Here is a 9,520-nt window from a genome sequence, read left to right on the forward strand (position 1 = left end):
CTGGCGATCGGTACATCACTGGAAACCGGCGCTGCAGGTATTCCAGATCCTCTTCGGCGAGGAACGGGTACCTGTCCATATGTAACCGTGGTGGCAGTTACACACTTGGATTGACAGACCCTCCCGTGGCGTGCGGATCTCCAGCTCGCCAAACTTCCCCTTGATCGTCTTTTTCGTCGCACCGTTGCGGCTGTTCGGCCTCGCCGTCACGCCCTTTTCGTGCTTGGCGTACCCCAGGTGCGCGTCCAGCTCGGCATCCAGGCTGCGATTGATCACCCGCTGCAATAGCTGTGTATACAATGCATCAACGTCCGCCGGTGTCTTGCACTCCGACAGCAGGCCATCCAGCATCGACTCGTCCAACTTCTTCGCCACTCTCTCGCTCCTTGCGACTTGCGCCGCCTTCTAGCAAAGAGCAGCTACACAGTTCAAATTACAGACTCCGCATAAGCGGTCGGCGAAACTTTTGTTCTAAATGTCGAGAAGCGTCTCTCAGAAACCCCCAGCATCCAGAAAATGCGAACTTCAAGCTCCTTCGAGCTGCTGCGGTTTCAGCAATAACCGGCAGCGGTGGGGGCTTCGGGTTAGTTTCACTGATGCTCGTATTCAAAGCCCGACTTTCACGTGCCTTCCGATCGCAATTGAAGTCGGCAGTCAGGCCTGTGAGTGAAGCCGTTGGCTCTAAGCGGGAGCAGATAGAGGCCGAAGCAATGATCAGTGACGTGCTGCTTGAAGACCTTAGATACCGGGGGGAAGGAACGGACCTGGATTTCAAGGCTGATCGTTATCCATTCGCAAACGCCAGCGATGATGAAAAATCGGAGCTGCTTAAAGACATCCTGGCACTTGCGAACGCCTCCCGTGAGGGCACTGCTTACATTCTCATTGGATTCAAGGAGAAGCCGCCATATCCGGCGGAGGTGGTGGGTTTGCCCGCAGAAGGGGCCATTGACGATTCCCGCATTCAGCAGTTTGTCAACGCCAAGCTCGAGTCAAACTTAAACTTTCGCTATGAGGAACGGATGTTCGATGGCAAGCACGTAGCTGTCATTGCTATCCCGAAGCAGCGGCGGCCGTTCTATCTGAAGAAAGATTTCGGCCCTCTAAAATCTAATGTGGTGTATGTGCGTCGAGGAAGCTCGACCGATGTTGCCTCGCCACGCGAAATCGCCATGATGGGGGCATCGAACGAAACTCGGGGAGAGGCGCAGATCCGACTCCTGCTGAAAACGGAGAACAACGAAGTTCTCCCGGATTATTTCGCGCGGGATTTTCTGGTGTTCTCCAACAAGTTGCCCGATTATGAAATTGACAGCGGCCCTTATGGTTCAGCTTTCCACCGCCCGAACCGAAATTACTACCGAGAAAGCGCCGAATACTATACGGCTCTAAAGAGAGCTATCACTGTGCGAGTTTTGATGGAAAATCACTCGGAATTTGCGCTTGCAAGCGTGCAAATCGAGATAGCGTGCAGAGGAACGGAAGACTGTGTGGCACTTATGCTGCGCGCTGATGACATGCCACGCAAAGCCCAGTCGACATGGGATATTGGCCAGCTGACCATGAACTTACCGTCCCAAGCCGCCAACAGGCGCGTGGTCGTGGACGATAGAGGCGACGAACAGCTGGTCTGCATTGACCTGGGCTGCTTACGTCCTGGTCAAATAGCGCGTGCGGAAGAAGACCTCGTCCTGATCCCTTCCGCACCAGGTTCATACACTATTGCCGTTCGGATCTTGGCAAATGAGCTGCCAACGCCGCTCATTCAGGAACATGCGTTTCAAGTCGACGGCGTCATTGAACGGCTTTCGTTGAAGAGTCTTAAGTCCATGATCTACAGCGATCCGGACCTTGATTGAAATTGAGCACGTTTGGGCGACTGAACAACTTTAACCTATTGCCTGGGTGGTGAGAGCGCCGCTAGACATATCTCTCAGATTCCCAGCATCTTGAAGAACACGCGGTTTCTCATCTGGGCATCTCGCAACACTTTATCCCAACTCAGAACCTCGATGTAGAGGTTGATCTTCTCAAACCAGTAGAACCATCCCAGGCGGTCGGGCATCGACTTGAAGTTCTTCTCTTCTTCAAGCCACTTCTCAACCTTTGTGGAAAGACTGCAGACCACGTAGCCATAAAACGGTGTGTTCGGCAACACCATGATCTTGCGGCCCACGGGAGTTAGATACTCGCCCGAACGAATACTGTTGACATACCGTACGATTTGCGCAATCGGATCTTCGTTCGATGATGGATTGGTAAAGTCGTCTCTATTGGGGCGCTTGAACTCGAAGACCGTTATCGGATTACTTGCTTCGTTATCGCCACGGAAAGCGATTCGGTTGCCGAAGGCTAACAAGTCCGGACGATCGCTAGGGTGCCCATTGAGGGGCTTGTCCGAAGACATATAGCTGGTGAAATTCAGCCGTTCGTCGATCAGCCATAGTTGATGAGACGCAAACGGTATGCCGTCACTGTCTTGCTTTCGTGGGAATATGATGTCGTGGACGAAGCCTTCTGACTCATACTTGCCATCGGTTCGCCGCTGAAGGCTCTTTTCGAATAGATCCAGGAGATTGCGCCTGAGCGCAACGTAGTGAACCAGGTCGTTCTTGCTGGTGGCAGAGATGCTTTCAACGACTGCCTTTACGTCGTCTTCCAGGTGATCAAGGCCAGATTTCGCGAGAATGCTGGAGACTGTCGCCTTAATCTTCCGTTCCCGTGAAAACTTGGCGCGTTGAAGGTGTTCCTCAATCTGATCTTCAGAGGGGTTGAGCGGCAGTGACGTGATGTCGACCGTTTCCAGCATCTCCTTGTGCCATGGGGCGGACCCGTCAACGTACGACTGGACTTGCTCGCGCTTTCTATCCTGGCGAGTGCTTATCTCGCCCCCAAGCGCCGCTTTCGCAGCGGCGGCAGCCTCGGCTTCTATCTCCGTCTGTGAAATCCCGTAGACCAGGTCGCGCTCTATCTGGAACTCGAACCCTCCCCGCTCCAGGGAGACATGACGGTCAAGGTAATTGCCGAACACATACGCCTTGATGATGTAGTTTCTGCCGCTGCCATCACTCTCGCCATGTTCAAAGAACTCGTCCTCGAACTCGGGAATGTACTTGCTTAGCACCGACCCAGCCACGTCTCGATGATTGGCCGCCAAGCAGATTTTGCTCTTCTGACTTCTTGGGTGGTAGAACTTGAACACACGGACCTTGAAGGCTTCGGGGGCGTCTGGGTTCAATGTGAATGTGCTGGCAGAGGTGGCGATTTCCTTGATGTCGGCCGCCAGGTCATTCTTCAGGTAGTCGTTCAGAACGATAGGCAAGGCGCCATCTTCGAAGAGCGTAATCTCAGGGCAGGAGTAATCCTCGGTCACGAAATACGGCAGTAACTTCTCGACGAGATTTCGCCCGATGGTCGATAGCTTCTTTTCAAAGGATCTGCTGGCTTTCAGTGTGCGGAGAAGAATCTTGGACCCCGTAGCCAGATCCTCGGAATCTTCAACTGTCTCGTCAACGATGATGTCGTTCTGGGTTCCCATGGAAAAGCGTCGAACCTTCATCTGCTTTCCGTCGAGAAACCGGCTTTCGACCTCCATCCCCTCGAAATATTTCAAGCATGTAAAGCGGCCGAAGCCTTTGCCGCCCTGGCTAGCCTTCATGTCGGTATAGAGGGTATCAAACGACTCCCGGTGATCATCGGTGAAGCCGATGCCGCTGTCTTCCACGGAGAAACTGTGGATGTCTGGCAGCACATCGCCGTACATATCTGGCTGGGGGTCGCGGATCGCTTGGATCTTTATCTTGCGGACGCCATTCGGGTTCGCATCGATGGCTTGAATCGCGTTGACGATGACTTCCACCAGCGGTGTGTAGACCGTGGTGTTGGCCCGTATGTTTTCTACGGCCCGGCGAATGTTGACGTTGCTCACAGCTTTCCCCGCGAGACCACGCCTTGTCTGGCGTGTCTGTATACGCATGGAGCTTACCTAACTGAAGGCACCGGTTGAAGATTGGCTGGAGGATGTCTCAGTCCATGAGAGGTGCTCGGGTCGTTGCGCTAATCGTTAGTTAGTGTGGCCCTGGTGACCCGCCTCAATCGACTGAGTCGTGCACCGGATTTTTTGGGTCTCGCCATCGATAAGCGACAAATCTGAACCCTTGACGCATTCCACAACCAAGTGAACAATCCCCCCGTTGCCGCCAATTCGGCAACCGGGAATAGCAGCCCGAAACTTAGGCGCACATAGCGCCGCACCGAAAGCCGGCGCTTTTTCATGCCCGAATTTCGTGCGGCGTCGTCTGCCGCTTTCTGGCGGCGGTGTGCGGGGAGCCGCAAGGCTCGCCGGTCCTAAGCCGGTCTGCTACCCGCACACCGTTCGCCACCCTTTCTATCCTGTGTTCCGGGTGGCGGCTCCACGCAAAGGGAGTTGTCCATGGATATTCGGTATGCGTTCTGCGGCGCCGGGCGGAGTCCCGGTCGCTTTGTTCGCGTTGGTCGCGTCGTTTCCGGTTTCGGGAGGCGCGCGCCATGAGCTATCAAGGTTCGTTCTATCCGCTGCGCCGCGACGTTGCATCGGCCGAGCCGGTGATGTTCGCGTATGTGCTCGATACGCCGGCCCAGCGCGAGGCCCTGCAGGAAGAAATCCTCGGTCGCATCGCCGCGATCCAGGCGCTCAGTGAAACGATCGCGACGGCGCAGCTCGAAGCGCCGGATTCGCGCACGCACGGCGGCATCCTCGATGCGCTCGCCATCCTCTCGCGCGACGTGCGCGGGCTGATGGAGGCGAGCTTCCATCCGGGACCGTAAGCACCCTGACGCCGGGATGGCTGTCCGCCGTCCCGGCCCCGAGCCGGTATCCGCCAAGCTGGGCCGCCCGCGAACGGCATCTTCCGGGCGTCCATCGCCAATCGTGTCTGCGGCAGAACTGTCCAAGCGCGACAGCGGGAGTGGTCGAACTCGTCCTGCCGCTCAAAAGCCGCTGTTGCGGATCGTTCGAGCGCAACGGCTCAAGCCGCCGCTGCGGATCGCCTGGGCGCAACGGCTCGCGTCGGCACGGAACTCGACGGCATCGCGAGCACGTGCAGGCGCGCCATGACCGCATCCTCCGCGCTGATCGCGCGCCTGCTCGCCGAACGCTGGGCTGCCGCGCGAGGATGGATTGGCGCGCAGGCGCCGACGAGTGGATCGGGCTGCACCGCCGTCCGCTATCTCCTCGCTCGTCCGGCGCAGCAACGCGCCTGACCGCTCAGCGTGCACGCGCGGCCACGCACCGGACGCTTCCCACGATTTGCTGCACTGACAACCACTTGCGCGCGCTTTCAGCCGGCGTCGTTCCCGCGCCTATCCCATTTCCCCCCGGCTTTTCGCTCGCCGCAACGACGGCCGGGCGCTGTAGTGCGCTGGCCCCGGCCATGCGGCGGTGTGCTCGCCGCCGCGCCGCATGACCGGGCTCACCACCCAAGGGAGAGCGTTCACTCATGTCCAGCACCATCCATTCCCCTGTACCTCAGGCCGCGGGCCGGCCGTCGTCCGGCGGCCGCCTGCGTCGTGGCCTGCTCGCGGCTGCGGTCTTCGCCGCGACCTTGACCTGCGGCGCCGGCGTGCACGGCGCCGTGGCGTCCGCATACCCGGCGGCGTCTTCCGCGCAGCCGGCCGCTGCGGCCGCGAAGCCGTCGGCCAGGCCGGCGGCGCCGGCGTCGAAATCCACCGACGTCACGGTCGCCGTGAACGGCGCGGGCGCGGTCTACGTCAATCGCGCCGGCACCAGCCTGCAGTTCTGGGTCGCCAATACCGGCGACAACACGATCGTGCGCAAGGCTTCCGTCACGGTCGATCCGACCGTCGCGAACACCGTGTTCGTCGAGCTCGGCGACAACGTGACCGGCCTGTTCTATGCCGACAATCTCCGCGCGGCCGGCGACCAGTTCCGCCTTTCGTTCCGCGGCCAGCTGCCGCAGGGCGGCGCGGCGATGCCGCTGGCGGCGCAGGCGCTCGCGCCGCTGCAGGACGTCAGCGTGCCCGAGGACATCGTCACGGTCACGCCGGTGCAGGTCGACCTGACGGCCTTGCTCGACAATCAGCGCGCGATCTACCAGCGCGTGCAGGAGATCGCGCCGCTGCAGGCCGACCAGGTCGAGCTGTTCCGCCTGCTCGCCGAGCAGGAAATGGCCGACGCCTGGACCACGCAGATCCACGAAGGCGCGACCGGCGCGGCGTTCCTGAGTGAAGGCGAGACGACCGTGCAGTCGCTGCACGACCAGTTCATCGCGCGCGTCACCAGCGACCTCGCCACCGCGCAGGCCGCCGCCGACGACATCCTCGCGACCGGCAACGCGCAGATCGAGCGCTTCGCCGGCCCGGTGACCCAGTGCATCAACGGCCAGCTCACCCGGATCAGCAGCCGGCTCAAGAACCTCGAAGCCCGCCTGATCAACTGGCCCGACGACGAGACCTACAACCAGCAGATCGAGGACGAGATCGCCGCGACCGAAGCCGCGCTCGAAAACAACGAGGCGATGCTGATGACCTGCGTCGACACGCAGGGGCTGGAGGACTACGCGCCGACGGTCGCCGTCGACGAGAACGGCGCCGACTACGAAGTCATCGCGAACGCGGCGCAGGCGCTGGTCGACGATCTCGAACCGCGCGTGGAAGCCTGGCGCCTCGCGCTCGAAGCCGCCGGCGCCGCCAAGGCCGCGCGCATCGAGGACAGCGCCGTCGTGGCGAACACGCTGGCGGCGCAGGACTATTTCAGCGCCTGGGTCAGCCCGGTCTACTCGGACGAGAGCGATCCGCCGATCGTGCCCGAACTGCCCGGTGCGCGCGGCAAGCAGGCGGTCGACCCGGAGAAAGCCGAAGCAGCCGCGAAAGCCAAGGCGGAAGCCAAGGCCATCGCGCGGGCCAAGGGCATGGAAGTGCTCTGCGACGACGAGACCTGGAACCTCGAATTCGATCTCGGCTCGCTCAACGTCGTGATCGGCACGCCGTGGAACGACCGCATCGTGACCGAGGGCGGCAACGACGTGATCCTCGCGTTCCGCGGCGACGACTGCATCGAAAGCCACGACGGCTACGACTTCGTGCTCGCCGGTCCCGGCAACGACACGATCTACGCGGGCGAAGAACACGACTTCGTGCTCGCCGGCCGCGGCAATGACGAGGTCCACGGCGGCTCGGGCCATACCTACACGATCAACATCGACGGCGAGACGGTCGAGTTCGATCTCGGCAACCTGCTGATCGGCCAGTCCGGCGACGACACGATCTTCGGCGGCGAAGTCGCGGCCGACATGGGCGCCGACGGCGTCGTCGACGATCACGGCTATACCGACTTCATCTTCGGCGACGCGCTGCTGTTCGGCCATCCGGCCGGCAACGACGTCATCGACGGCGAAATGGGCATCGACTTCCTGTTCGGCAACGACGGCAACGACCAGATCACCAACATCGAGCCCGGCGTCATCGGCATCTTCGGCCTCGACGTGTCGTTCGGCAGCTATTTCTTCGGCGGCAACGGCAACGACGTCCTCGTCGGCAGCAATACGGCCGTCACGGGCACGCTTCCGCTGCTCGGCGACTTCCTGTTCGGCAACGCCGGCGACGATATCGTCTTCGCCAACCAGGGCACGGACTTCGCGTTCGGCGCCGACGGCAACGACCGCATCGACGGCGGCGCGGGCATGGACTTCGCGTTCGGCTCCGGCGGCAACGATACCGTCGTCGGCAGCGACGGCCTGGATCTCGTGACCGGCAACGACGGCAACGACATCGTGCGCGGCTCGGCCGGCTTCGACCTGGTGTTCGGCGGCGACGGCGACGACGCGCTGTCCGGCGACGACGGCATGGATCTGGTCTTCGGCCGCAGCGGCGCCGACACGATCTCCGGCGGCAACGGCATCGACCTGCTGCTCGGCGGCGCCGACAACGATGTCATCGACGGCAACGACGCGACCGACCTCGCGTTCGGCGGCGACGGCGAAGACCGCATCAACGGCAACGACGGCATCGACCTGCTGCTCGGCCAGAACCAGTCCGACACGATCCGCGGCGGCAGCGCCACCGACGTGATCATCGGCGGCGGCAACACCGAGAAGAAGGAGGAATTCCTCTACGGCGAGGCCGGCATCGATCTCGTGTTCGGTTCCGCCGGCAACGACGTCATCGAAGGCGGCGCGGATCTCGATCTGCTGTTCGGCAACCGCGGCGACGACCGCATCGACGGCAACGACGGTACCGATCTGGTGTTCGGCGGCGACGGCTACGACGTCGTCAACGGCAACGCCGGTCTCGACGTCCTGTTCGGCGGCGGCGGCCGCGACACCATGGACGGCGGCGCCGACACCGACGTGATCTTCGGCGGCAGCGACTGCGACGCGATCGCCGGCGGCGACGGCGCCGACCTGATCTTCGGCGGCGACGGCAAGGACAAGATCGACGGCGGCGACAGCCTCGACATCGTGTTCGGCGGAAAGAGCCAGGATCACATCCAGGGCAGCGGCAGCCCCGACTTCCTGTTCGGCGGCGACGATCACGACTATATCGACGGCGGCGACGCGTTCGACGTGATCCTGGGGCAGTCCGGCGACGACTACCTCGTCGGCGGCGTCAGTCTCGACGTGCTGCTGGGCGGCGGCGGCAACGACTACATCGGCGGCGGTTCGGATGCCGACTTCGCCTTCGGCGGCGCCGACAACGACGTGCTCGACGGCGGCGACGGCGGCGACCTGCTGTTCGCCGGCGCCGGCGACGACAAGATCAATTCCGGCAGCGGCACGGACTTCAGCTTCGGTAACGCCGGCAACGATCATCTGCGTGCGGTCGAAGGCACGAACTTCGCGTTCGGCAACAAGGGCGACGATCGCGTCGACGGCTACCAGTCCTCGGGCAGCGACAACCGCGACTTCCTGTTCGGCAACAGCGACAACGACATGATCACCGGCAACCAGTCGAGCCAGAAGGATCTGCGCATGGGCGGCGGCGGCAGCGACACCAAGGTCTGGAACCAGACCTACGTGCCGGCCAGCACGTTCAACGTGACCTGGGCCGGCAACCTGGTCTGCCAGTAAGCCGTGTCGCGCCTGTCCCGCAAACGGGACAGGCGTTCCGGAGAGCGCCTCACGCACCGCAGCGGTGGGCGCGCAAACAAAAAAAACCCCGGCAATGCCGGGGTTTTTTTCGTGCTCCGCAACGCGGGCGACGATCAGAAGTCGGTGCAGCCGAACGCGCTCATCGAGCTCTTCGCGGCGTCGTTCGCAGCGACGCAGGCCTGGGCCAGGCTGGCCTTGCCGGCTTCGGTCGCGGCGGCCTGCTTCCAGGCCTGGCGCATCTGGTCGAGGCTGGCCTGCAGCTGGGCGCGCGAGGCTTCGGGCACCTTGCCGGACACGCAGGCCATGTACTTGTTGATGTAGTTGTCGCATTCCGGCACGCCGATCGCGTCGGCGGTCGCGGCAGGCGCCGGCGTGGCGGCCGGCGGCGGGGTCGGCGTGGTAGCCGGTGCAGCGGCCGGAGCCGGCGCGGCGGC

At 62.0% G+C, this 9,520-nt stretch carries 7 protein-coding genes; 4 read left to right on the plus strand and 3 right to left on the minus strand.

Annotated elements, in window-relative coordinates; all coding sequences use genetic code 11:
• Positions 1 to 15: 15 nt before the first annotated feature.
• On the minus strand, positions 16 to 375 hold the full coding sequence (locus NON22_RS15250) for a transposase (protein ID WP_257387808.1): 360 nt from the start codon (positions 373 to 375) through the stop codon (positions 16 to 18).
• A gap of 287 nt (positions 376 to 662) precedes the next feature.
• Between NON22_RS15250 and NON22_RS15255 the strand changes: the two genes are divergently transcribed.
• Positions 663 to 1,859: an AlbA family DNA-binding domain-containing protein gene (locus tag NON22_RS15255; protein WP_257387809.1), complete on the plus strand. Its 1,197-nt coding sequence runs from the start codon at positions 663 to 665 to the stop codon at positions 1,857 to 1,859.
• Positions 1,860 to 1,933: 74 nt separating this feature from the next.
• On the opposite strand, the gene NON22_RS15260 is transcribed toward NON22_RS15255, so the two are convergent.
• Positions 1,934 to 3,928 carry an ATP-binding protein gene (locus NON22_RS15260; RefSeq protein WP_257387810.1) on the minus strand — a complete coding sequence of 665 codons (1,995 nt, stop codon included), beginning with the start codon at positions 3,926 to 3,928 and terminating at the stop codon, positions 1,934 to 1,936.
• 599 nt (positions 3,929 to 4,527) lie between these two features.
• Between NON22_RS15260 and NON22_RS15265 the strand changes: the two genes are divergently transcribed.
• The 3 genes from NON22_RS15265 to NON22_RS15275 all read left to right on the plus strand — a co-directional run bounded on the left by NON22_RS15265 (position 4,528) and on the right by NON22_RS15275 (position 9,065).
• Entirely contained in the window at positions 4,528 to 4,806 is a 279-nt protein-coding gene (locus NON22_RS15265) for a hypothetical protein (protein ID WP_257387811.1), read from the plus strand.
• 285 nt (positions 4,807 to 5,091) lie between these two features.
• Positions 5,092 to 5,241, plus strand: coding sequence for a hypothetical protein (locus tag NON22_RS15270; RefSeq protein ID WP_257387812.1), 150 nt, complete (start codon positions 5,092 to 5,094; stop codon positions 5,239 to 5,241).
• A gap of 236 nt (positions 5,242 to 5,477) precedes the next feature.
• Positions 5,478 to 9,065, plus strand: a complete 3,588-nt coding sequence (locus tag NON22_RS15275; RefSeq protein ID WP_257387813.1) for a calcium-binding protein — start codon at positions 5,478 to 5,480, stop codon at positions 9,063 to 9,065.
• 134 nt (positions 9,066 to 9,199) lie between these two features.
• On the opposite strand, the gene NON22_RS15280 is transcribed toward NON22_RS15275, so the two are convergent.
• A partial coding sequence (locus NON22_RS15280) for a hypothetical protein (RefSeq protein ID WP_257387814.1) occupies positions 9,200 to 9,520 on the minus strand: 321 nt, incomplete at its 5' end.

It is taken from the genome of Tahibacter caeni (assembly GCF_024609805.1).
Taxonomy (GTDB): Bacteria; Pseudomonadota; Gammaproteobacteria; order Xanthomonadales; family Rhodanobacteraceae; genus Tahibacter; species Tahibacter caeni.